This window comes from Mesorhizobium sp. B2-3-10 (genome assembly GCF_006442275.1).
Lineage (GTDB): Bacteria > Pseudomonadota > Alphaproteobacteria > Rhizobiales > Rhizobiaceae > Mesorhizobium > Mesorhizobium australicum.
Genome location: NZ_VFVT01000011.1, coordinates 1 through 21,024 on the forward strand (window position 1 = coordinate 1; position 21,024 = coordinate 21,024).

26 protein-coding genes are annotated in these 21,024 nt (G+C 63.5%); 10 read left to right on the plus strand and 16 right to left on the minus strand.

Annotated features, from left to right (window positions below; translation table 11 throughout):
* Positions 1–201: 201 nt before the first annotated feature.
* Positions 202–813, minus strand: a complete 612-nt coding sequence (locus FJ943_RS26095) for a TetR/AcrR family transcriptional regulator (RefSeq protein WP_140726221.1) — start codon at positions 811–813, stop codon at positions 202–204.
* A 200-nt stretch (positions 814–1,013) separates the two neighbouring features.
* Between FJ943_RS26095 and FJ943_RS26100 the strand changes: the two genes are divergently transcribed.
* Positions 1,014–1,448, plus strand: a complete 435-nt coding sequence (locus FJ943_RS26100) for an OsmC family protein (RefSeq protein WP_140726224.1) — start codon at positions 1,014–1,016, stop codon at positions 1,446–1,448.
* A 17-nt stretch (positions 1,449–1,465) separates the two neighbouring features.
* Positions 1,466–1,852 (plus strand): nuclear transport factor 2 family protein, encoded by a 387-nt coding sequence (locus tag FJ943_RS26105; RefSeq protein WP_140726227.1) that lies wholly within the window; start codon positions 1,466–1,468, stop codon positions 1,850–1,852.
* Between the two features lie 14 nt (positions 1,853–1,866).
* On the opposite strand, the gene FJ943_RS26110 is transcribed toward FJ943_RS26105, so the two are convergent.
* The 8 genes from FJ943_RS26110 to FJ943_RS26145 all read right to left on the minus strand — a co-directional run bounded on the left by FJ943_RS26110 (position 1,867) and on the right by FJ943_RS26145 (position 6,195).
* The gene (locus FJ943_RS26110; RefSeq protein WP_015318392.1) at positions 1,867–2,478 is read right to left on the minus strand and encodes a LysE family translocator; all 612 of its coding nucleotides are present in this window, start codon (positions 2,476–2,478) and stop codon (positions 1,867–1,869) included.
* A gap of 192 nt (positions 2,479–2,670) precedes the next feature.
* A complete protein-coding gene (locus FJ943_RS26115; protein WP_015318393.1) occupies positions 2,671–2,958 on the minus strand; it encodes a YkgJ family cysteine cluster protein in 288 nt (95 codons plus the stop codon).
* A gap of 100 nt (positions 2,959–3,058) precedes the next feature.
* Complete coding sequence (locus FJ943_RS26120) at positions 3,059–3,226, minus strand: hypothetical protein (RefSeq protein ID WP_140726229.1); 168 nt, start codon at positions 3,224–3,226, stop codon at positions 3,059–3,061.
* 1 nt (position 3,227) lies between these two features.
* A complete protein-coding gene (locus FJ943_RS26125; protein WP_140617157.1) occupies positions 3,228–3,635 on the minus strand; it encodes a hypothetical protein in 408 nt (135 codons plus the stop codon).
* Positions 3,635–3,862: a hypothetical protein gene (locus FJ943_RS26130; protein WP_015318396.1), complete on the minus strand. Its 228-nt coding sequence runs from the start codon at positions 3,860–3,862 to the stop codon at positions 3,635–3,637. The genes FJ943_RS26125 and FJ943_RS26130 overlap by 1 nt, the downstream gene beginning before the upstream one ends.
* A gap of 342 nt (positions 3,863–4,204) precedes the next feature.
* The gene (locus tag FJ943_RS26135; RefSeq protein WP_010915421.1) at positions 4,205–4,414 is read right to left on the minus strand and encodes a cold-shock protein; all 210 of its coding nucleotides are present in this window, start codon (positions 4,412–4,414) and stop codon (positions 4,205–4,207) included.
* Positions 4,415–4,690: 276 nt separating this feature from the next.
* Entirely contained in the window at positions 4,691–5,443 is a 753-nt protein-coding gene (locus FJ943_RS26140; RefSeq protein ID WP_015318397.1) for an SDR family NAD(P)-dependent oxidoreductase, read from the minus strand.
* Positions 5,444–5,526: 83 nt separating this feature from the next.
* Positions 5,527–6,195: a glutathione S-transferase family protein gene (locus FJ943_RS26145; RefSeq protein WP_140664795.1), complete on the minus strand. Its 669-nt coding sequence runs from the start codon at positions 6,193–6,195 to the stop codon at positions 5,527–5,529.
* Between the two features lie 167 nt (positions 6,196–6,362).
* Here FJ943_RS26145 and FJ943_RS26150 point away from each other — a divergent pair, with 167 nt between their 5' ends.
* Complete coding sequence (locus FJ943_RS26150; RefSeq protein ID WP_015318399.1) at positions 6,363–6,548, plus strand: CsbD family protein; 186 nt, start codon at positions 6,363–6,365, stop codon at positions 6,546–6,548.
* 27 nt (positions 6,549–6,575) lie between these two features.
* Here FJ943_RS26150 and FJ943_RS26155 read toward each other — a convergent pair whose 3' ends face one another.
* Together FJ943_RS26155 and FJ943_RS26160 are read right to left on the minus strand one after the other, a co-directional pair.
* A complete protein-coding gene (locus FJ943_RS26155; protein WP_140726232.1) occupies positions 6,576–7,709 on the minus strand; it encodes a metallophosphoesterase in 1,134 nt (377 codons plus the stop codon).
* 80 nt (positions 7,710–7,789) lie between these two features.
* A complete protein-coding gene (locus FJ943_RS26160) occupies positions 7,790–8,422 on the minus strand; it encodes a TetR/AcrR family transcriptional regulator (protein WP_181174641.1) in 633 nt (210 codons plus the stop codon).
* 80 nt (positions 8,423–8,502) lie between these two features.
* On the opposite strand from FJ943_RS26160, the gene FJ943_RS26165 reads away from it, so the two are divergent.
* Positions 8,503–9,345, plus strand: a complete 843-nt coding sequence (locus FJ943_RS26165; RefSeq protein WP_348642102.1) for an NIPSNAP family protein — start codon at positions 8,503–8,505, stop codon at positions 9,343–9,345.
* Here the strand turns inward: FJ943_RS26165 and FJ943_RS26170 are convergent, their stop codons facing one another.
* Positions 9,346–10,179 (minus strand): alpha/beta hydrolase, encoded by an 834-nt coding sequence (locus tag FJ943_RS26170; protein WP_246671940.1) that lies wholly within the window; start codon positions 10,177–10,179, stop codon positions 9,346–9,348.
* Positions 10,176–11,108 carry a choline ABC transporter substrate-binding protein gene (gene choX, locus FJ943_RS26175; protein WP_140726236.1) on the minus strand — a complete coding sequence of 311 codons (933 nt, stop codon included), beginning with the start codon at positions 11,106–11,108 and terminating at the stop codon, positions 10,176–10,178. The genes FJ943_RS26170 and choX overlap by 4 nt, the downstream gene beginning before the upstream one ends.
* A gap of 77 nt (positions 11,109–11,185) precedes the next feature.
* Between choX and betI the strand changes: the two genes are divergently transcribed.
* Both betI and FJ943_RS26185 read left to right on the plus strand, forming a co-directional pair.
* On the plus strand, positions 11,186–11,824 hold the full coding sequence (betI, locus tag FJ943_RS26180; protein ID WP_140726238.1) for a transcriptional regulator BetI: 639 nt from the start codon (positions 11,186–11,188) through the stop codon (positions 11,822–11,824).
* A gap of 180 nt (positions 11,825–12,004) precedes the next feature.
* Positions 12,005–12,778, plus strand: a complete 774-nt coding sequence (locus FJ943_RS26185) for an SDR family oxidoreductase (RefSeq protein ID WP_140726461.1) — start codon at positions 12,005–12,007, stop codon at positions 12,776–12,778.
* Between the two features lie 12 nt (positions 12,779–12,790).
* Here FJ943_RS26185 and FJ943_RS26190 read toward each other — a convergent pair whose 3' ends face one another.
* A complete protein-coding gene (locus FJ943_RS26190; protein ID WP_015318402.1) occupies positions 12,791–13,756 on the minus strand; it encodes a LysR family transcriptional regulator in 966 nt (321 codons plus the stop codon).
* Between the two features lie 105 nt (positions 13,757–13,861).
* Between FJ943_RS26190 and FJ943_RS26195 the strand changes: the two genes are divergently transcribed.
* The 4 genes from FJ943_RS26195 (at position 13,862) to FJ943_RS26210 (ending at position 17,142) form a co-directional block, all read left to right on the plus strand.
* Entirely contained in the window at positions 13,862–14,341 is a 480-nt protein-coding gene (locus FJ943_RS26195) for a cupin domain-containing protein (protein ID WP_015318403.1), read from the plus strand.
* A 155-nt stretch (positions 14,342–14,496) separates the two neighbouring features.
* Positions 14,497–15,894: a class II fumarate hydratase gene (gene fumC / locus FJ943_RS26200; RefSeq protein WP_140726241.1), complete on the plus strand. Its 1,398-nt coding sequence runs from the start codon at positions 14,497–14,499 to the stop codon at positions 15,892–15,894.
* A 177-nt stretch (positions 15,895–16,071) separates the two neighbouring features.
* Complete coding sequence (locus FJ943_RS26205) at positions 16,072–16,494, plus strand: DoxX family protein (protein ID WP_140664779.1); 423 nt, start codon at positions 16,072–16,074, stop codon at positions 16,492–16,494.
* Positions 16,495–16,719: 225 nt separating this feature from the next.
* Positions 16,720–17,142 (plus strand): DoxX family protein, encoded by a 423-nt coding sequence (locus tag FJ943_RS26210; RefSeq protein ID WP_140717589.1) that lies wholly within the window; start codon positions 16,720–16,722, stop codon positions 17,140–17,142.
* On the opposite strand, the gene ppx is transcribed toward FJ943_RS26210, so the two are convergent.
* Positions 17,143–18,678, minus strand: coding sequence for an exopolyphosphatase (gene ppx, locus FJ943_RS26215; protein ID WP_140726244.1), 1,536 nt, complete (start codon positions 18,676–18,678; stop codon positions 17,143–17,145).
* The gene (locus FJ943_RS26220; protein WP_140726247.1) at positions 18,678–20,870 is read right to left on the minus strand and encodes an RNA degradosome polyphosphate kinase; all 2,193 of its coding nucleotides are present in this window, start codon (positions 20,868–20,870) and stop codon (positions 18,678–18,680) included. Before FJ943_RS26220 ends, ppx begins: the two co-directional genes overlap by 1 nt.
* Positions 20,871–21,024 lie beyond the last annotated feature (154 nt).

The window sequence follows — 21,024 nt, forward strand, 5'->3', positions numbered from 1 at the left end:
TGGCGGCATGGACTTCTAAGAAGTCCATAAAGCACGCCCATGAATCCAAGTTGCTCAAGCCCGCAAGCGGGCTTGAGCGGCGGCATGGACCTCTAATCCACGCTTCCATCTGCATTCAGCTACCGAAGGGCGGCCCTCGAGGTCGCCCTTTTCTTTTCGTCTTGAGGCTGGTGCTCCACCGCAGTCAGTTGGGACTAGCGGTCAGACAGCGGTAGTCTCCGCCCGCTGTGCCACCTTGCCGGCGAGCACGGCCTGCTCGATAAGGATGGCCACCTCATCGGCCACTGCGTTGAGCGATGAGCGGTCGCGGGTGGCGCGGGCAATCACCATTAAGCCTTCCAGCGAAGACTCGACCAGCAACGCCAGTGCCTGCGCGCGACGCTCGGGCACCCCTGCCCTGACGAAAGCCTCACGCAGCAAGCCGATCCACTGTTCGAAGGCCGAGCGGCACAGTTCGACAAGGTCGGGCACATCGCCTGGCGAGTCCAGCACGACCGGCGCGACCGGGCAGCCGAGTGAGAACTCATTGTCTTCCAGCATGCGTGCCACCGACTGATAGATGTGATGGACGGCGACGGCAGGGTCGCGTTCGGCGGCCAAAGCCTCGCCCAGACGCTCGGTTACCTCGGCGACGCTGGCGCGCGTCACCTCGACCACCAGTTGGTCCTTGCCGCCTGGGAAGTGGAAATAGAGCGAGCCGCGGGGTGCGCCGCTGGCGCTCAAAATGTCGTTGAGCGACGTGCCGTGATAGCCGCGCCGCCGCAATAGCAGTGCCGTCGCCTCGATCATCCGCGTGCGTGTGTCCGTCGCCATGTCAACCTCTGTCAGGAGTGCGCACTATAAGGCTTGCCCGAAATATGACAATCGGTCTACATAATATGTAAATCGGTCTACATATTTCGGAGGCAGAGATGGATGGGTATCGGCGGAAAGGGCAAGACGGCGGCCTGGCTCGTGATGCATGAGGAAGCGGTGCTTGCGCCTTCATTTCATCAACCAGAGGAGAGACAGCAATGACAATTCGCGAAGCATCGGCCGAATGGCACGGCCCGCTCAAGGAAGGTTCCGGACGGCTCAGGCTGGGCAGCGGCGTGTTCGAGGGCGCCTACTCGTTCCCGTCCCGCTTCGAAAACGGCCCCGGCACCAATCCGGAGGAACTGATCGCGGCCGCCCATGCCGGCTGCTTCTCGATGGCGCTCACCGCCGTCCTCGGCAGTGAAGGTCATATCGCGAGCGACATCCATACGACCGCCAAGGTGCATCTGGGCGCCACCGCGGCCGGGCCGACGATTACCCGCATTGAATTGGAGACGGAGGCGACCGTCCCCGGGCTCGCCGCCGCCGACTTCGAGCGGCTGGCGCAGTCGGCCAAGGCGGGATGCCTCGTGTCGCGGGCGCTGGCCGGCGTCGCCACGATCACGCTGAAAGCGAACCTCATAAGTCACTGAACGGAAGGAGAAATCGCATGACCCAGGAATTGATCATCGACATCACCACGGCCAGCCGCTCCGGCGAAACGGCTGAAATCATGCGGCGCTACAACGATGTGTTCCAGGGTCACGATCCCTCGGCTCTCGACGATCTGGTGGCGCAGGACTGCGTGATCGAGAACACCACGCCGGCGCCGGACGGCGCGCGCCGCGCCGGCAAGGCAGCCTGCGTCGAGCTGTGGTCGGCGATCGCCACCGCACCCGGTACGCGCTTCGACCTCGAAGAGACTTTCGTGGCCGGCGACCGCGCCACGATCCGCTGGCGCTACTGGATGGCCGACGGCAATTCGCTGCGCGGCGTCAACCTGATGCGCGTCGCGGGCGGGCGGATCGTCGAGGCGATGGGTTATGTCAAGGGCTAGACTAAGCGCCTCGATCACCTATCCGCCAGCGCCAGCTTGGCGCCGAGCATGACGAAGGCGCCGGCAAAAGTCCGGCGCATCCAGGTCAGCACCATTGGCCGCGACACGACATGGCTGCGGATCGACGCCGCGAAGATGCCGTAGCCGACAAAAACCACGAAGGTCAAAAACATGAAGACCGAGCTGAGCTCCAGCATCTTCGACAGTGCGTTGGGTTCGGTGGTGCTGACGAATTGCGGCAGGAAGGCGAAGAAGAAGATCGACAGTTTCGGATTGAGCACGTTGACGAGGATGCCGGTGGCGATCACCTTGCCGGCCGAGCGCGGCGCGACATTGTCCTCGACGCTCAGGCCGCCTTTTTCCTTCAGTGTGTTCCAAGCCATGTAGAGCAGATAGGCGACGCCCAGATATTTCAGCGTCTCGAAGGCGACAGCACTGGTGTGCAGCAGCGCCGCCAGACCGGTGATGGCGGCCGCCATATGCGGGATGATGCCGAGCGTGCAGCCGAAGGCGGCAATGATCGAGGCCCGCGCACCACGCGAAAGCCCGGCGCTCAGCGTATAGAGTACGCCGGTGCCCGGCGAAGCCACGACGATCAGCGACGTCAACAGAAATTCGATGCTCACGATGATTTCCTCCGGCGCCCTACCCTGACGCAGCCTAGCCAGCAAGCGGGGTGCGCACAAGCGACAGTCATTACAGCATGTCGCGGCGACAGGATTCGCCGACCCGCTGTAAGCTTCTGATTTTATGCTTGTCGTCGTCCCGGAACCGTGGACGCTTCCGGGCGACATGCATTCGCCGCCAGGAAGCCGCCGCTAAGAGGTGGAAAATCCGAGCGCCCGGCGCGCCATCAGGCACTCGTCGTCGCCAGGCATGCAGGCGCGGCAGACATCCGGGCGCAGGTCATAGATGGTGCAGGCGGTCGACTTGCCGACCTCGCCAGACAGGGCCGAACAGCGCACGCCGTCACAGCGCATGCCCGACAGGTCTGCCGCCACGTATTTTTCCGGGATGCGGTCGAGCTGCGCATCGTCCTCTGTCGAAAAGCGCGGCCACTCGGCTGAATAGGAACAGCACGCGCCGCAGCTCTGGCAATCGAACATAGGAGCGATGCCTGGTTGTGCCGACGGCAGGCTGGTCGTGGCTGCCTGGGCAAACGGCCCCGGCGCGGCGAGATTGCGATCGGCGTCCCGCGGCAAGGCGCTACTTCTTCTTGCCGGTCTTGCCCTTCGGTGCGTCCGCTGGCGACTTGAACAGATCGGTCGCTGCCTGGTCGGCGGCGGCGGCCTTCGGCGCGGCAACCGGCTTGGCCGGCTTTGCGGCGGGAGCCGGCGCTGCCGGCTGATCCATGGCGGAGAATTTTATGGCCATTTCAATCCTCGTCGGCGAAACGCGATGATGGTGCGCGCGGATTGCGCAAGCGGCCGATCAATGCGGAAACCGCCGTGATGTTCATTTCCTCGGGCGACCAGTTCCTGGCTTCCGCGATGTGGTGCGCGGCCAGCTCACGATGCGTGCTGCCGCTATAGGCGGCATCCTGATAGGTGACCCGCTCATGGGTCTTGGCGTCTTCGCGGACATATTCGATGAGGTAGTTCGGGCACTCGGCCCGGCCGCGCACGCCGACGCGCACCTGGGCATCGCCATGGGCGCGCTTGCAGCGTTCGAGCTTTTCCAGCACGCGCCGGACATATTCGACCGGCTTGTCCAGGGTCTCGACCATGTCGGCAATGGTCGCATCGGCCGCGATTGGCGTTTGCGGTACGCGCTTGGTGGCCATCAGCGTTTTCCGGCTCGTTTCGGCAGCGCCGCGAGTGCCGCCGCTGCCGCCATCTCGTCGGCCTCCTTCTCCAGCCGCAGCTCGCGCAGGCGCGCGGTCTTGGCTTCCCGCGCTTCGCTGACGGCATCGCGCTCGGAAATGATGCGGTTAAGCGACATCGACTGTGTTTGCGTCTTGCTGAACAGCGACACGGCCGGATCGACGGCTGTCTTCGAATGGGCGGTCAAAATCTTTCTCCTGTCAGGAGCCTGGTGCCGATAGGACGAGACCGGGTCTTCGGTCGGGACCATGCACAAAGCGATGCGGCAGCGGATTCAAGATGCTGGAGCGTCCCTTAGCACGTTCAGCCCAATGCGCAGCGCATTTTCGGCGGCAACAAGCGTAAAATGAAAAAGGCCAGGCACCGCCTGACCTTCCCTGGGAGCGCCGCGCATCCAACTGGATGCACAAGGCAGCTCCTGATGGGCAGCAGAAGCCGTGGAAACTCAAGTTCCCGTAGCCATGCGCCCGAATTCGCCGTTCACCGGTGCCAGTACATCCGTGGTCACCGGGACGGCTGAATTCTTTCTTCAGGCCGCCTTCAACTGGTCGGCGGACATCTTGCCCGACTTGTTGTCGCGGACCATCTCGTAGCCGAGCTTCTGGCCCTCGACGATGTCGCGCATACCGGCGCGTTCCACGGCCGAGATGTGGACAAAAACGTCGGCGGAGCCGTCGTCAGGCTGAATAAAACCAAAACCCTTGGTGGCGTTGAACCACTTAACTGTGCCGGTGCTCATGACGAACCCTTTCCATGGCAAATATTCGTTCGCCGTCATGCGGATGCACAACGCCGTTTGTCTCGATTTTTGATGTGGGAAGTTCGTCAAAGGCGCGCCCGGAAGCGCGGATAACAAAAGTCAGTCAAACAAATATCGACGACTTTCTTCTACGCGTGTTTCAGACGCCTGTCAAATGTTGCGCCATCGATCCGAGAATTCGACGCCTGAAAGGACGTCATCTGGCCAACATCCATGGTGAACAAGCGCCCGCACCTGAGCGTTGCCGGCGGCCGCTCAGCGTTCCTGGTCGGTCGGTCTGATGACGATCTCGTTGACGTTGACGCGCGCCGGCTGGCCGACGGCATAGAGGATGGCGGCGGCGACATCCTCGGCGGTCAGCGCTTCCATCGTGGCGAGGCGCTGGTCCAGCCCCGCCTTCGAGGCAGCGTTGGTGATATGGTCGCCAAGCTCTGTGCGCACCAGGCCGGGCTCGATCACGGTAACGCGAACCTTGTCGGCATAGACTTCGCGCCGCAGTGATTCCGAAAAACCGACAACACCAAATTTGGTCGCCGCGTAACCGCTGGCGCCGGGATTGGCGACGCGGCCGGCGACCGACGAGACATTGACGATATGGCCCTTGGCAGCCTTGAGATGCGGCAGCGCCGCCTTGGTGACGCCCATCAGCGCCAGCAGGTTGAGTTCCACCATATGGCGCCAGTCATCGAGCGTTGCCTCCGCTGCCGGCGAGAGCAGCATCACGCCGGCATTGTTGACAAGAATGTCTAGCCGACCCCATTCGGCCACCACCTTCCCGACCATGGCCGCGACATCGTCATTGCTGGTGACGTCGGCCTCGATGCGTAAAGCCGTTCCGCCGATTTTTTCGATGCGGGCGGCCAGAGCTTCGAGCCTATCGACCCGACGGGCGGCGACCGCCACCCTTGCCCCGGCAGCAGCCAGTGCCGCAGCCGTCGCCTCGCCAATGCCCGAGGAAGCGCCGGTGACGAGAGCAACCTTGCCGGCAAGCATGGAAGAAACGGTCATTGCAACATCTCCAAAGGGCGCCGCGCCAATGCTCCTAGATAGGCCGTCCCGGTCAACGGGGAAGACCGCTTCGCAGACGGGTCCTATTCATCCGGCCCCGGCTCCGGCCACGGCTCCTTCGCCGCTTCCGCATACCATTGGCGCATCGCCGGCAGCGCGAGGATGGCGTCGACATAGGCCCTGGTATCGGGCGCCAGATCCCCACCATAGGTGTCGAAGCGGGTGACGACAGGCGCATACATGGCATCGGCCGCGGTGAAATGGCCGAACAGAAACGGGCCGCCCTTGCGGTGTTTCTCACGGCACTCGCGCCACAGCGCCTCGATGCGGGCGCGTTGCGCCTCGCCCTCGGCGTCGAGTGGCTTGTGGCCCTTTGGCCGCCGCAAATTCATCGGCCAGCCATAGCGGACTTCGCGAAAACCGGAATGCATCTCGGTCGCCGCCGAACGCGCCAGCGCCCGGGCGCCGATATCGGCCGGCCAGAGCTTTTTCTCCGGAAAGAGATCGGCGAGGTATTCAAGGATGGCAAGGGTTTCCCAGACCATTCCGCCAGTGTGGTTCAAGGGCTTGTGAACCAAGACAGGGACTTGACCTGTCGGCGACACGTTCGCCAGGTTGGCGGCGGTCTCGGGGGTGCGCAGCCGCACCAAGACCTCTTCGAACGGTATCTCCAGGTGCCGCATCGCCACCCAGGGCCTGAGCGACCAGGACGAGAAGCACTTGTTGCCGATATAGAGCGTGAATTCCGACATTTGTCCCCCTTGGCGGTTTGCTCCTTGCGGAGTGCGCTGGCCGGCACCCTAGCCTGCCGGCGCGGCGCCCGAAAGACACCCTGTTTCGCCGACATAAGCGGCGGCTGTCGGAACCGAAACCGTGCCGGCTCGTTTGCCAAGGCCAACCAAACCCGGGAGATGCGAAAATGGTGAACAAGGATCAGGTCGCCGGTGCGGCCAAGCAGGTAAAAGGCTCGGTCAAGCAAGCCGCCGGCAAAGTGACCGGCGATAGGCAGACGCAGGCAGAAGGCATGGCCGACAAGGCCACCGGCAAGGTGCAGAAGGCCTATGGCGACGCGAAGGACAAGGTCAAGAAATCGCTTGACCGCTGAGGAAAGGGCCGCGTCGAGCGGCCCTTTTCACGTCTTCAGCGATTTGCTGAAAGCGTTGGTGAAAATCACGGCGCCATGATCGTCGCCGGCTTCGCCCAGCACGACGTCCAGGCTGTCGCTGGTGACACGTGCCAAGGCGAAGCCGCCCATATAGGCGGCTTTCGGCTTGAAGAGATCGAGGCCGTCGCGTTGATAGATCATCGGCACCTCGTGCTGGTGACCGTGGAAGACGGCAACGACGTTGTAACCCTTCAGGGCGGCCAGCAAGGCCTGGCGGTCCGCATCGCTCCACCAATGCGGCGCGCCCTTGCCGTCATCGTCGAATGCTCTCTTGGCGGGGTCCCACCGCTCTATCGAAAAAGTATCCCAGCCATAGTGCTGGAACAGGATGACCGGGCGCCCATCCGCCGCATAAGTTGCGAGGTCCTGCTTGAGCCAAGGCAGGCTGCTGTCGGCGCCATGGCCGGTGTCGCCGGCGAAGCGATGGGTCTGCACCAGATGCAGGCCACCCCAGTCCCAGGAATAGCAGTCGGTGTCGACGTCGTAGCTGGTGGCCGGCACCGGCGGCTTGAAGAACACGCCGGCGCGATGATTGACCTCGACATAGTCGCGCATTTCACGCCGGTACCAGTCGACATGGTGCGGCGGGCCGTTCTGATCGAGGTCGTGATTGCCGAGCCCGACATAAACCGGAATGTGCACACGGTCGGGGCCCATGCCTTGCTGATAGCGCTGGCTGAACTGCAGAAGCTGGGTGCCTTCGCTGGGCTCGGTGATCTGGCCGCCGCCATCGTCGGTGATGTCACCGCCAACGACAAGGCCGAGCGGCGTGCCGATGCGGCTGCCGGCCGGCCGCAGGCCCGTGGCGATACCGTTGATCCGCGCCGGCCAATCCTTGTCACCGATGGCGTTCAACGCCGCGACGTTGCGCAGCAGCGCCGCGTCCGTCTTGCCTTCCAACTGGCAATTAGGGCTCAAGCCGCTCGCCATGCGGCAGGCATGGACGTCGGCGACGAACAGGAAGGTGGCGTCGACGGGCTGGATGCGCTGTCCGGTCTGGCCGAGCGCCGGACGCGAAAGCGCGCCGGCAGCGGCAAGACCGGCGGCCTGCACCAGAAAGCCGCGTCGTGAGAACAATAGGGGCGGAAGGCGATTCATCATCGGCGGAATTCAGCACAAGCGGCGTCTGTCCGTCCAGCTTGGTCGCGACGTCAGAGCCGGGCCCCAGCGATCCACCTGCCTCAAGTGGCGCCATGCCGGCGCAGCACCCTGCGACGTCGCCGCGCCACCGGCTCGCCCTGCGATGATGCCGCTTGCGAGGCGCTCTGCTCCAGCGCCGCCAGGCAATCGCGCAACGGGCCGGCGTCCTGTGCTGTCTTGGCCATCGACATGGCGCCGGAATAGGCGGCGACCGCAAACACCGCAAAATGCTCGGGATCCGTGCCTTGCTCCCTGCCCTCCCGCTGGTCGGCCCTGATCTTGTCGGCGATCGCCTGGCGCCATGCCGAAAAGACGCCAACAAGGGCATTCCGAAATTCGGGATCGGCGAGCGACAGTTCATGCGCCAGATTGTTGAGGGGGCAGCCGCGCACGAAACCTTGTCGTTCCAGTTCCGCCGCCACGGCGTCGAACACTTGACGCACGCCCTCGCGCGCCGAGGCCGCCTGCCGCACCGGCGCGATCCACGTCTCCTCGACCGCCGCCGCCACGCGCTCGTCGATGACCGCCAGCGCCAGCGCCTTCTTGGTCGGGAAGTGATGATGCAACGCGCCACCGCTGACGCCTGCCGCCGCCATCAGGTCGCCGAGGCTGGAAGCATGATAGCCGCGTGCCTGAAACGCTGCCTCGGCGACATCGAGCACTTTGCGGCGCATGCCTTCGGGGTCGTTGATGCGTTTGCCTCGGACTCGCCCTGGCCGGATGTTGAGCTCTGCTGACATTGCCGAAGGATAGCATGTTGACAAAACAGGGCAACCGGTCTGTTTATAAACAGGACGATCAACCTGTTTTGGAGAACCCGCGGATGAGCCCGATCCCGAATGCCACGCCTAAGCCGGCGGTACTCGCCTCGCCGATCGTCGAATTGCGGCAGTACACGTTGAAGCCTGGCCGGCGCGAAACGTTGATCGATATCTTCGACACGCAGTTCATCGAAAGCCAGGAAGACGCGGGGATGACCATCATCGGCCAGTTTCGCGACCTGGACCGCCCCGATATGTTCGTCTGGATGCGCGGTTTCGAGAGCATGGATGCGCGCAAGGATGCTCTGAGCGCGTTCTATGACGGCCCGGTATGGGCGGCGCACCGCGACGCGGCCAACGCGACGATGATCGATTCCGACGATGTGTTGCTGCTGCGGCCGGCGTGGCCGGATGCCGGCTTCGATCTGTCGGGATTGCGCCGGCCAATGGCCGACATGGCCAAAAGCACAAGCGAACGGAGCGGGTTGCCCGGCCTGGTTGAGATTTCGATTCATCATTTACGGCCGGGCATCGGCGCCGACTTCGCCGGGCGCTTCCGGGCGGAGATGGTTGCGCGGCTTGCCCAGACCCGTGCGCGTCTGCTTGGCGCCTTCCTGACGGAGCCGGCCGCAAACACCTTCCCGCGGCTACCCGTGCGCGCCGGCGAAAACGTCTTTATCACCGTTACCGGCTTCCCCGACGGCGATGCCCACGCCAGCCATCGCCTCGCCGCTTCGCCGGCGTGGCAGGCACTTGGCCACAACATGCAGGGCATTAGCACTAAGCCGGCCGAGACGTTGCGGCTGGTGCCCACGGCCCGATCGCTGTTGCGGTGATCAGCGGCCGGAGAGCAGTCCCGCCATCGCGGAGGCGACGAAGGCCGGGTCCTCCCAATGGGGATTGTGACCGCAGTTTTGCGCCCAGGCGAGACGGGATCCGGTCAGCGCGTCGGCCAAAGCCTGCTGATGCGGCTCGTCGAATAGCGGATCGCAGGCGCCGGCGATGATCAGTGCCTTGGCCCGCACGGCCCGTGCCTCGGCGGTCAGGTCGGTGATGCGGACTTCCTCCAGAATGGCACGCCAGCGGGCCGCAGGCATGGCGGAAGCTTCCGTCGCCAGGCCCGCGAGGAACGTCCGCGGCACCGAGGTTTGGCACGCATGCCACCAGGCAAAGAACGGGTCGGCCGGCGATATCGGATCGTGCAAGGCCAGGATGCCGACCGGCAACGCATGGTCCGGCGTGAAGCCGGGCTTCAGCGTGCTGGCCAGCACGACCAGGCCTCCGATCAAGTCCGGCTGCCGGGCGGCTAATGCAATTGCCACCATGCCGCCCAGCGAATGACCGACGATGACAGGCCGGTCCAGCCGCAGATGCCGGATCAACCCGGCAATATCCTCGGCGAAATCAGCGACGCGGTAGCCGCCGCCCGCCTGCGAGGCACCATGGCCGCGCAGATCGGGCATGATCAGCCGGCGGCCAGCCAGATGCGGCGCCAGCAGCGAAAAGCTGCGGCTGGTGTCGGTGAAACCATGGATCAGCAACAGCGGCGGCCCGGCACCGGCGATCTCGACATAGGCGATGTCGAGATCGCCGATATTGACCCATTGCTTGCGACCAGCCCAGGCGTTCTGTTCCACACAGGTGATGGACAAAGCGTCCGGCGGTCTCACAGGCCGAGCTTCTCCTTGACGGCGGCAAGACCAGGCTTGCCATCGAAAGTCGTGACACCGGCGAGCCAGGCATCGAGACGGTTCTTGTTCAGCGTGATCGCCTTCAGCGCCCCGTCCTCCGGCTTCATGCCGTCATTGATGAGGTAGCCCATGCCGACATTCTCGAAGTCGATGTCGAAGACCAGGTTCCTGAGGAACTGCGCCACGTTAGGACATTCCTGCAGGTAGCCCTTGCGGACCTGCGTCGTCACCGTCGCGGCGCCGAAATTCGGGCCAAAGAACTTGTCGCCGCCGGTCAGATACTTGAAGTCGTACATGGTGTTCATCGGATGCGGCGCCCAGCCCTGGAAGACGATGAACTGCTTCTCCTTGATCTCGTAACCGACCTCCGACAGCATGCCGGCTTCGCTGGACTCGACCACGTGCCAGCCATCGAGGCCGAAGGCCGGATCGGCGATGGCGTCCATCATCAGCTGGTTGGAGCCGGGCTCGATGCCATACATCTTCTTGCCGAACTTGTCGGCGAACTTGTGCAGGTCGGAGACGTCCTTGACCCCTGCCTCCCAGACATAGGTCGGTACGGCGAACGTGTATTTGGCGCCGACGAGATTGACACGCACATTCTCGATCGAGCCGTCCTTCTTGTAGGGTTCGTAATAGGTGACCATCGCCGGGTCCCAGTAGCCCAGGAACAGGTCGAGATCCCGGTTCTTCATGCCTTCGTAGATGACGTTGATGCCCAGCACCTCGCTCTGTGGCTGATAGCCGAGCGCTTGCAGGAGCACATTGCCCACACCCGTGGTGAAAGCGAGATCGTTCCAGCCGGGCTCGGCCATGCGGACCACACGGCATTGCTCGGCGTCGGCCGCCTGGGCAGCCTGCGAGGCCAACGCCAGCGCGGCCAGACAGCTTGCAAGGATACGCACCATTTCCGTTCTCCTTATTGTGTTGACCCATCGGTCTTTTTATTGTCCCATGGGTCAATGATTGATCTCGCGGGGCGAAAATGTCAACGTGGATTCGTGAGGCATGGAACAATCCCGTGAAACTGAAACGCCTTGGCGACATACGCCGAAAGGAATTGCGCCAGGCGGCCTTCGCGGTTCTGGAGCGCGAAGGCATTGCGGGGGCGACGCTGGAAAAAGTCGCCGCCCATGCAGGCGCCTCCAAAGGCATCGTGCTGCACTATTTCCGCAACAAGCAGGAATTGTTCGAGCACGCCATGCGCGAGGCCAACGCAGTCCTATGCAACGCGGTGGTCGCAAGGCTTCGCCGGGCGCGGACTTCGATGGAACGCCTGGACGCGGTGATCGAGGGCAATTTCGAGGAGCATCTCTTCCTGCCGCCCCTATGCCATGCCTGGCTTTCGCTCTGCGCCGAGGTGCCGCGCGATGAAAAGCTGGCGCGCATCCAGAAGGTGATCCATGGGCGCATGCGCTCGAACCTGTTGTCCGGCCTGCGCGGCCTCGCCTCACCTGGGGAGGCCGACGACATCGCGCTTGGCGTCACGGCCTTGATAGACGGACTCTGGCTTCGGCTCGGCCTGCAGCCGGGCAGCGTCTCGCGCGAACAGGCGATCCGGCAGGTCAAGGGCTATGTCGCCGCGCGGCTGGCTACTCAGGAGCGCTCCACCGCCAGCGCGTGAAACCGACCCGCACGTCGTCCGGTTTTCGCGCTGCGACGGGTCTCAGGCCAGCCGGCCGTCGGGCGCTTGCGCCGGACGCCGGCCGAAGTTCATACCCTGGGATAGCCTGATGACTTGACCCCGTCACGGACATGCGGTGCGATCCCTCTGTTTGATGGCAAACGCATGGTGAGGTGCGTGATGAGGCTTCACGGCAAGCGGACGTTGATCACCGGCGGATCGGATGGCATCGGCCTGGCGATCGCCGAGGCATTCCTGCACGAGGGTGCCGATGTCCTGATCGTGGGCCGCGACGCGGGCAAACTCGACACCGCTCGCCAGAAGCTGATGGCCCTCGGCTCGACAGGCATGGTGGCGACATTGTCGGCCGACCTCGCCACCAGCCCCGGCCTCGCAGCGGTCGTCGAGCAGGCGAAAGAATCCGGCCGGCCACTCGACGTTCTCGTCAACAATGCCGGTGTCGCCTATCTCGTGCCGTTCGAGAGTGTCAGCGAGGCACAGTTCCAGCACTCTTTCGCGCTCAATGTGACGGCGGCGTTCTTCCTCACCCAGGGGCTGCTGCCGCATCTCGGTGCAGGTGCATCCGTCATCAACATCTCCTCTTATTTCGCCAACAAGATGATCCCGAAACGGCCATCAAGCCTCTACTCCCTGTCCAAAGGCGCGTTGAACTCGCTGACCAAATCGCTGGCCTTCGAACTCGGTCCGCGCGGCATCCGCGTCAACGCAATCGCACCCGGTACGGTGGATACCGCAATGCGGCGCAAGACCGTCGACAACCTGCCGGCCGAGGCACAGGCGGAACTGAAAGCCTATGTCGAGCGCAGCTATCCTCTCGGCCGCATCGGCCGGCCTGACGACCTCGCCGGGATGGCGGTCTATCTCGCCAGCGACGAGGCTGGCTGGACCAGTGGCGGCATCTTTGCCGTCGACGGCGGCTACACGGCGGGGTGAACTGCCTGGCCGCTATGGCGCGGCAACTTCACCAGCGGCGCTTTCCACAAATCCAAGAGCGCCCACAACGTCCAGGATCTGAAGGCGAATCCAGCGATGAGGGGGCTCGTCGTCTCGGCGTGCGTGCCAGTACATCCTGATTTCAGGAACGGCAATGGGAAGTGGCGGCTCGAAGATGGCGAGAGGCAGGGTCTTGGCTGCCCAAACCGCGAACTGCCTGGGAACCGCGGAAAGGTAGTTTCCGTTTGCGACGGCCAACGCGACAGCCTGAAAGTGAGGCAGTGCCAAGCTCACACGGCGGCTTCGCCCGATTTTGCGGAGCGCCTCGTCGGTGGAGCCCGACATCGAGCCGTCAATAGAGCGAAGAACGTGCGGCAGTTCGCAAAAAAGCTCAAGCGGAATAGGCTCGCCCCCTGCGATCCCCGCCAGTCTGATCGCAGCATTGTTTTGCGCCGCAATGATTGCGAATGGCGAATGGAACAGCGGTACGCTGGAGACCCAATCCAAGACCTCCAGCGGACGTTCGAGAGCCACATCGATTTCATCGTCCTGGAGCAGACGCGAAACATCGCCTCGCGCGCTATCGAGAAACCGTAACGACGCATGCGGCGCGATAGCCGCGACGCGCACCGCCAGTGTCGGCATCAGTAGCATGGAAAAGAAGTCCGCCCCCATGAGCGTGAAGGTTCGCTCAAGTTCCGCCGGATTGAACGAATGCGCCGAATGAAAGGCGCGTTCGATCTCGCGCAGTGCGGCGCGCACCGGCTCCGTCAGGCTTTCGGCGCGCGGGGTCGGCACCATGTCGTTGCCGCGCCGCACGAACAACTGGTCGTTGAGGACATGACGCAGGCGATTGAGCGCGGCGCTCACGGCGGGCTGGCTCAGCCCGATCTGCTCGCCGGCGCGCGTCACGCTTCGTTCGCGCAAAAGCGCGTCGAGCACCCTGACCAGATTGAGGTCGAGCGCATTTAAATTCATGGCATCAATCCGCCCCATACGATCATTGGATTTCCATCGGCGGCATGCACCTGATCAGATCCTTCCGACCGCGACCCGTCCGAAGGCAACAAAGGAGGAAGAACCATGACAATGACCGTCGGGACCATTACAGGCAAGGAACTCTTCTGGTTCAACAACACACTGGTTGCCATTCGGATATCGTCGGCGGAGGGCGAGGACGGCATCTGTGTCGTCGAGCACCGCATGCCCCATGGCGATTCTCCGCCGCTGCATGTGCATCGGCACGAAGACGAGGTGTTTCATATCCTAGAAGGACAGCTGCGCGTTCGGATCGACGGACAGGAGCGGGTCGCTGGTATCGGCGAGACCCTCATTGCGCCGAAAGGCCTGCCGCACACATACAGGGTCGAATCTCCAGAAGGTGCGCGCGCTCTGACCGTCACGCGCGGCCGCGGGTTCGAGACGATGCTGCGTCAGGCGAGCCGCCCCGCCGGACAGCCGGAATTGCCGCCGCTGTCCGAGCCGACGCCCGAGATGATCGAGGCTCTGGTGCGGATCTGCGCGGAAAATGGCATCGATATTGTCGGTTCGCCCTTGAGTTGAGAACGCGAAGCCGCCGATCTCTGCTCCGAGGGTTCCAGTGGGGAGATCGGAAGCATCTTCAACCGATTTGCATCCGCAGCCGCGTTATTCTCCGCTTGAAGCCATTTGTGCAACGCGATACGCCGTTGCCCAAATCGACAGACCGGAGCCTTGCCGTGAGCACGCCAAAGACGAGAACCGAAACCGACACGTTCGGCCCCATCGAGGTCGCCGCCGACCGTTATTGGGGCGCGCAGGCGCAGCGTTCCCTCGGCAATTTCAAGATCGGCTGGGAAAAGCAGCCGGCTTCGATCGTGCGCGCGCTGGGCATCGTCAAGCGGGCGGCGGCGGAAGCCAACATGGAGCTCAAGCGGCTCGATCCGGCCATCGGCAAGGCGATCATCGAGGCCTCGCAAGAGGTCATCGACGGCAAGCTCAACGACCACTTTCCGCTGGTGGTCTGGCAGACCGGTTCGGGCACGCAGTCCAACATGAACGCCAACGAGGTGATCTCGAACCGCGCGATCGAGATGCTGGGCGGCGTCATGGGCTCGAAGAAGCCGGTGCACCCCAACGACCACGTCAATATGAGCCAGTCCTCCAACGACACCTATCCGACGGCAATGCACATCGCCTGCGCCGAGCGGATCGAGCATGACCTGATTCCCGCTCTGCACCACCTGCACAAGGCGCTCGCCGCCAAGAGCCGGGACTTCAACCACATCATCAAGATCGGCCGCACCCACACGCAGGATGCCACGCCGCTGACGCTGGGCCAGGAATTCTCCGGCTATGCCGCGCAGGTCGCCTCCTCGATCAAGCGCATCGAGCAGACGCTGCCCGGCCTGCAGGAACTGGCGCAGGGCGGCACCGCCGTCGGCACCGGCCTCAATGCGCCGGTCGGTTTCGCCGAGCGGGTGGCCGATCGCATCGCCGCCATTACCGGCATCGCCTTCGTCACCGCGCCGAACAAATTCGAGGCGCTCGCCGCCCATGATTCCATGGTGTTCTCGCACGGTGCCGTCAACGCCGCGGCCGCGGCACTGTTCAAGATCGCCAACGACATCCGTTTCCTTGGCTCCGGCCCGCGCTCGGGCCTCGGCGAATTGTCGCTACCGGAAAACGAACCCGGCTCCTCGATCATGCCGGGCAAGGTCAACCCTACCCAGTGCGAGGCGATGACGCAGGTCTGCGTGCAGGTGTTCGGCAACAATGCGGCGCTTACCTTCGCCGGCAGCCAAGGCCATTTCGAGCTCAACGTCTACAATCCGCTGATGGCGTACAATTTCCTGCAGTCGGTGCAGTTGCTCGCCGACGCCTCGGTCTCCTTCACCGACAATTGCGTCGTCGGCATCGAGGCGCGAGAGGACAACATCAAGGCGGCTCTCGACCGTTCGCTGATGCTGGTGACCGCGCTTGCGCCCACCATCGGCTACGACAACGCCGCCAAGATCGCCAAGACCGCGCACAAGAAAGGCACGACGTTGCGCGAGGAAGCGTTGGCAACCGGACTGGTCAGCGAGGCCGACTATGACCGCCTGGTGCGGCCGCAGGACATGACACATCCGGGGTGAAGGCATTTTTCGGCGGGAGAATATCCTCACGCCAGCGCGTCGACCGACATGAATTTCCGCTTTTCACCGGTTCACAGAAACGTATTCCTGTGAACAATGTGTCGCCGGATAGGCAGCTTTGGTGAACAGTCGACATGCTCTATCTGACGGGGCATCAACCCCATCCGGAGAGCCACCATGTCCACAAACACCTCCTTCGCCGGCAGCGGCACCGCGTCCAACAGCTCTGTCACCATCCTTGTCGGCCGTATCCTGCTCGCGGTCATTTTCCTGCTTTCGGGATTCGGCAAGCTCACGGCCATTTCCGGCACTGCCGCCTATTTCGGCGGCCTCGGCCTGCCGGCGCCGACGGCGACGGCCGTCATCGTCGGACTGATCGAGCTGCTTGGCGGCCTTGCCGTCCTCGTCGGCTTCCAGACCAGGATCGCCGCCTGGGTGCTCGCGATCTTTACGATCGCGACCGGGCTGGTCGCCCACACCGGCTGGGCCGACCAGATGCAGATGATCCAGTTCCTCAAGAACGTCGCCATCACCGGCGGTTTCCTGCTGCTGGCCTCCTCGGGTCCCGGCGCGTATTCGATCGACGCCAAGCGCGGCTGAGGTTTTTTCCTCCCAAGGATCTGAAACGAGCGGCGCGGAATTTTCCGCGCCGCTTTTTCGTTGTGTGCTTACAGGCCTGTAGCACGTCGCGGCGAATAGGATTCGCCCGACCTGCTGTAAGCTTCTGGTTTTATGCATGTCGTTGTCCCGGACCAAGGACACTCCCGGGCGACATGCATTAGACTGCAATGGTCGCCGGCGACCGTGCCGGCAAGGGAGGGAGCCATGGGTCGCAGTGCATTGCTTCTGGTTTCGCGGCTGCTGTTTGCCGTGCTGTTCGTGCCGTCCGGCTTCCAGGCGCTCGCCAACATCGCCGGCACCACCAGCTATTTCGCCGGCCTCGGCCTGCCGCTGCCGGCGCTCGCCGCCTGGGGCACCGGCCTTTTCGAGCTGATCGCGGGACTGCTGATCCTCGTTGGTTTGCAGACGCGGATCGTGGCACTGCTGCTGGCCGGCTTCTGCATCGCGGCCGGCTATATCGGCCACTATGGCCAAGGCGCCGAGGATGCGGCGCTCGCCTTCCTGCACCAGCAGATGCTGATGAAGGATATCGCGATATCGGGTGGTTTCCTGGCGCTTGCCATGGCCGGCGCCGGCGCCTGGTCGGCCGATGGGCGCGGCTTCGGCATAGGCGCCGACGCGACTTGACTACTTCGCCGACACGCTCTGCCCGCCCTCGACCGCCAGCACCAGGCGACGGTTGGTGATGCGCGCCAGTTGCGCCAGCCGGCCGGCCGGGCGCTCGCCGTATAGGTCGGAGAGCGAGGCCGGCAGCACCAGCGCCAGCGCGCCGTTGGGGCGGCTTTCCCATTTCAGCCTCGGCATGATGCCGGGCATCGCGGCCGTCAGCAGATAGACCACGCGCATCATCGCTGCCAGTACGCGGGCGCGCTCCAGCAGGCGCGGCGGCGCCAACGCCCTGATTTCGGGCGCCACCAATTCATTGAAGACGCCATCGTGACGGTAGGCGTTGGTCAGCGCCAGGTAGGCGCGGCCGGGATGATCGACACCGATGAACGATGCATGCGCAATGATGTTGAGCGACTGCTTGCCGCGATATTCCGGATGAGCGCGCCAGCCGATATCGGCGAGCAGGCAGGCGGCATGGCGATAGCGCGCTTCGTCTACCGTCTCGTCGATGCCGAACGCCTTGAAGGCCTTGCCGGTCCATTCGACCAGGTCATGCGCGTGATGGACCGAACGCGAGCGCAAAAGCGCGAGTTCCTCGGCGGCCGAGATCAGCGGATCGGCCTTCTGCTCGGCCGCGTCGAGCAGCGAATAGAGGAAGCCCTCACGCACGCCTTGCGCCGAAACGACGATCCTGGACGGCTGCATCGCCGTCATGATCTCCTGCAGCACGAGAGCGCCATAGGGCAGCAGCGAGCGGCGGTTCTTGGAGACGCCCTCGATCCCCCTCACCTTTTCGACTTCGCCCCTGGCCACCTGCTTGAGGAAGTTCTGAGCGCTTTCGGCCGAAATTTCGTAGTGGTGCATGACGCCGAGCGGATAGTTGTTCATCTCCATATGCAGCCTGGCGAGGTTTCGCCAGGTGCCGCCAACAGCGTAGAAAGTCCTGCCTTGTCCGCCCTTCAAAAGCTTGGCCCGGGCCAGTTCCTGGCGCGCGATCTTCTGCGCCTGGACGAGCGAGTTCTTCGCCATGTCCTGCAGGCGCAGGCCGCCGAGCGGCAGCGTGATGCCGTCGCCGATCGCCTCGCCATCAATGTCTATAAGCTCCAGGCTGCCGCCGCCAAGGTCGCCGGCAATCCCGTTGGGCGGGTGGAAGCCGGAGATGACGCCGAGCGCGGAATAATGCGCTTCCTGGCGGCCGGAGAGCACACGGATTTCGGTCTTGAGCACATCCTCGGCACGATGGATGAAATCGGGACCGTTGATCGCCTCGCGGGCGGCGGCGGTTGCCAGCACGTACATGTGTTCGGCGCCTGCCTGGTCGGAGAGCGCGCGGAAACGGCGAAACTCCTCCATCGAGCGCGCCACCCCCTCGGGGTCCAGCTTCCCCGTCGACACGATGCCGCGGCCGAGGCCGGCCAGCATCTTTTCGTTGAACAGCATGGTCGGCGAGCGCGCCAGTCCCTCATAGACGACGAGACGGATCGAATTGGAGCCGATGTCGATGATGGACAGCGGTCGGCGGTCCTGCAGCCGGCCCTGGGAATTGGACAGCATCAGGTGGCGGCGTTCTTCTTGCGGCGCTTGAACTGCGCGATTCGCTTGGGCGCATGCGATTTCAGCGCGTCACCCCGTCCCGACAGGCTCGGATTGGTCATGAAATATTCCTGCGCGTTGAACGGTTCCTCACCCTCCTCCAGCACCACGCGCCGGGAGGTTCCATCTGCCAATACGTCGAAACTTTGCTGATTGTCCATGATGTTGCCCAGCATGATCTGGCCCAGAATCTGTTCATGCACAGTTGGATTGGTGATCGGCACCATGGTCTCGACGCGGCGGTCGAGATTGCGCGGCATGAGGTCGGCCGAGGAGATGTAGACGATCGCCTCGTCCGACGGAAGGCCATGACCGTTGCCGAAGCAATAGATGCGGCTGTGCTCCAGGAAACGGCCGACGATCGACTTGACCCTGATGTTCTCCGACAGGCCCGGCACCTGCGGCCGCAGGCAGCAGATGCCGCGCACGACGAGGTCGATCTCCACTCCGGCGCGGCTGGCATCGTAGAGCGCGTCGATGATGATGGGATCGACGAGCGCGTTCATCTTCATCCAGATACGCGCCGGCCGTCCCTCCAACGCATGGGTGACCTCGTCCGAAATGTGCTGGAGGATGCGGTTCCTCAGCGTGAACGGCGAGATCGCCAGCCGCATCTCGGCGGTCGGCTCGGCATAGCCGGTGATGAAATTGAACAATTGGGCGACGTCGCGGGCGATCGTCGGATCGGTGGTGAAGAAGGACAGGTCGGTGTAGATGCGCGCGGTGACCGGGTGGTAGTTGCCGGTGCCGAGATGGACGTAATTGCGCAGCTTGCCGTCCTCGCGCCGCACCACCAGCGACATCTTGGCGTGGGTCTTGAGTTCCAGGAACCCGAACACGACCTGCACGCCGGCGCGTTCGAGATCGCGCGCCCAGCGAATGTTGGCCTCCTCGTCGAAACGCGCCTTGAGCTCGACCAGCGCCGTTACTGACTTGCCGGCTTCGGCCGCGTCGACCAGAGCACGCACGATTGGGCTGTCGTTGGAGGTGCGATAGAGCGTCTGCTTGATCGCCACCACTTCGGGGTCGGCCATCGCCTGGCGCAGGAACTGCACCACCACGTCGAACGACTCATAGGGGTGATGGACGACGATGTCCTTCTCGCGAATGGCGGCGAAACAGTCGCCGCCATGCTCGCGGATACGCTCGGGAAAGCGTGGGTTGTAGGGGATGAATTTCAGGTCGTCGCGGGGAACGGAGACGATCTCGGAGATCTGGCTGAGTGCCAGCGGCCCGGTGAGCACGCTGATGCGGCTCGACGAGACGCCAAGCTCGCCGGCGACGAAATCGCGCAATTCCCCAGGCATCAGCTTGTCGAATTCGATGCGGATGACGGAGCCGCGGCGGCGGCGCTTCAGCGCCGTTTCGAACAGGCGCACGAGATCTTCCGATTCCTCTTCGACCTCGATGTCGCTGTCACGAATGATGCGGAACGTGCCGGAGCCCTTGACCTCGTAGCCGGGGAAGAGCTTGCCGATGTAGAGGCCGACCGCCTCCTCCAGCGGAATGAAGCGGACATGGTGCTTGCGGTCCGGCAGGCGGATGAAGCGCTTCAGCGCCACCGGCAGGCGCAAGAGCGCGCTCATCTCCTCGCCATTCTTGCGATGGCGAAGTTGCAGCGCCATCGAGAAGCCGAGATTGGGAATGAACGGGAACGGATGCGCCGGGTCGATCGACAGCGGGGTCAGCACGGGAAACACCTGCTCCTGGAAATGGTCTTCCAGCCAGACCTTCTCGTCCTTTGTCAGCGCGTCGCGGGTGATGGTTTCGATGCCTTCCTTGTTGAGCAGCACCGTGAGGGCCGACAGGCTCTTCTGCTGGTCCTCCTGCAGCCGCTCGACCTCACGCAGCAATTGTTCGAGCTGCTGTTCGGGAGTGCGTCCGTCCGGGCTCTTCAGCACGATCCCCTCGCGCACCTGGCCTGCAAGACCGGCGACGCGCACCATGAAGAACTCGTCGAGATTGGCGGCCGAGATCGACAGGAAGCGGACGCGCTCCAGCAGCGGGTGATGGGTGTTCAGCGATTCCTCGAGAACGCGGCGATTGAACTGCAGCCAGGAGAATTCGCGGTTGACGAAGCGGTCCGGATTGCCTTCCGGGCTCGCTGCCGCGACATTGTTGAATTCGCTCTGTACCGGCTTCAGTTCGTTCATGATTCCTGCTCTTCCGCACGCCTCAGCCGGTTAACCGGCTTAACTTATCCTGTGGCAGGCTTTTGCGACAGTTCTCTGACAGGCTTTTGCGACAGTTTGATTTCATCGAACTTGCAAACAGACTTGATATGATCCAGATGCAGAGAGACTGCGT

Excerpts from the sequence above, each read along its gene's own strand:
- FJ943_RS26150 (WP_015318399.1), top strand. The coding sequence starts at position 6,363 with ATGGTGAACAAGGATCAGGTCGCCGGTGCGGCCAAGCAGGTAAAAGGC.
- FJ943_RS26210 (WP_140717589.1), top strand. The coding sequence starts at position 16,720 with ATGGGTCGCAGTGCATTGCTTCTGGTTTCGCGGCTGCTGTTTGCCGTG.
- FJ943_RS26185 (WP_140726461.1), top strand. The coding sequence starts at position 12,005 with ATGAGGCTTCACGGCAAGCGGACGTTGATCACCGGCGGATCGGATGGC.
- FJ943_RS26160 (WP_181174641.1), bottom strand. The coding sequence starts at position 8,422 with ATGCGCCGCAAAGTGCTCGATGTCGCCGAGGCAGCGTTTCAGGCACGC.
- FJ943_RS26145 (WP_140664795.1), bottom strand. The coding sequence starts at position 6,195 with ATGTCGGAATTCACGCTCTATATCGGCAACAAGTGCTTCTCGTCCTGG.
- FJ943_RS26095 (WP_140726221.1), bottom strand. The coding sequence starts at position 813 with ATGGCGACGGACACACGCACGCGGATGATCGAGGCGACGGCACTGCTA.
- FJ943_RS26125 (WP_140617157.1), bottom strand. The coding sequence starts at position 3,635 with ATGGCCACCAAGCGCGTACCGCAAACGCCAATCGCGGCCGATGCGACC.
- FJ943_RS26220 (WP_140726247.1), bottom strand. The coding sequence starts at position 20,870 with ATGAACGAACTGAAGCCGGTACAGAGCGAATTCAACAATGTCGCGGCA.
- FJ943_RS26165 (WP_348642102.1), top strand. The coding sequence starts at position 8,503 with ATGTTGACAAAACAGGGCAACCGGTCTGTTTATAAACAGGACGATCAA.
- FJ943_RS26140 (WP_015318397.1), bottom strand. The coding sequence starts at position 5,443 with ATGACCGTTTCTTCCATGCTTGCCGGCAAGGTTGCTCTCGTCACCGGC.
- FJ943_RS26190 (WP_015318402.1), bottom strand. The coding sequence starts at position 13,756 with ATGAATTTAAATGCGCTCGACCTCAATCTGGTCAGGGTGCTCGACGCG.
- FJ943_RS26135 (WP_010915421.1), bottom strand. The coding sequence starts at position 4,414 with ATGAGCACCGGCACAGTTAAGTGGTTCAACGCCACCAAGGGTTTTGGT.
- FJ943_RS26195 (WP_015318403.1), top strand. The coding sequence starts at position 13,862 with ATGACAATGACCGTCGGGACCATTACAGGCAAGGAACTCTTCTGGTTC.
- choX (WP_140726236.1), bottom strand. The coding sequence starts at position 11,108 with ATGGTGCGTATCCTTGCAAGCTGTCTGGCCGCGCTGGCGTTGGCCTCG.
- FJ943_RS26115 (WP_015318393.1), bottom strand. The coding sequence starts at position 2,958 with ATGTTCGATTGCCAGAGCTGCGGCGCGTGCTGTTCCTATTCAGCCGAG.
- FJ943_RS26105 (WP_140726227.1), top strand. The coding sequence starts at position 1,466 with ATGACCCAGGAATTGATCATCGACATCACCACGGCCAGCCGCTCCGGC.
- FJ943_RS26120 (WP_140726229.1), bottom strand. The coding sequence starts at position 3,226 with ATGGCCATAAAATTCTCCGCCATGGATCAGCCGGCAGCGCCGGCTCCC.
- FJ943_RS26155 (WP_140726232.1), bottom strand. The coding sequence starts at position 7,709 with ATGATGAATCGCCTTCCGCCCCTATTGTTCTCACGACGCGGCTTTCTG.
- FJ943_RS26205 (WP_140664779.1), top strand. The coding sequence starts at position 16,072 with ATGTCCACAAACACCTCCTTCGCCGGCAGCGGCACCGCGTCCAACAGC.
- betI (WP_140726238.1), top strand. The coding sequence starts at position 11,186 with ATGTCAACGTGGATTCGTGAGGCATGGAACAATCCCGTGAAACTGAAA.
- ppx (WP_140726244.1), bottom strand. The coding sequence starts at position 18,678 with ATGCTGTCCAATTCCCAGGGCCGGCTGCAGGACCGCCGACCGCTGTCC.
- FJ943_RS26100 (WP_140726224.1), top strand. The coding sequence starts at position 1,014 with ATGACAATTCGCGAAGCATCGGCCGAATGGCACGGCCCGCTCAAGGAA.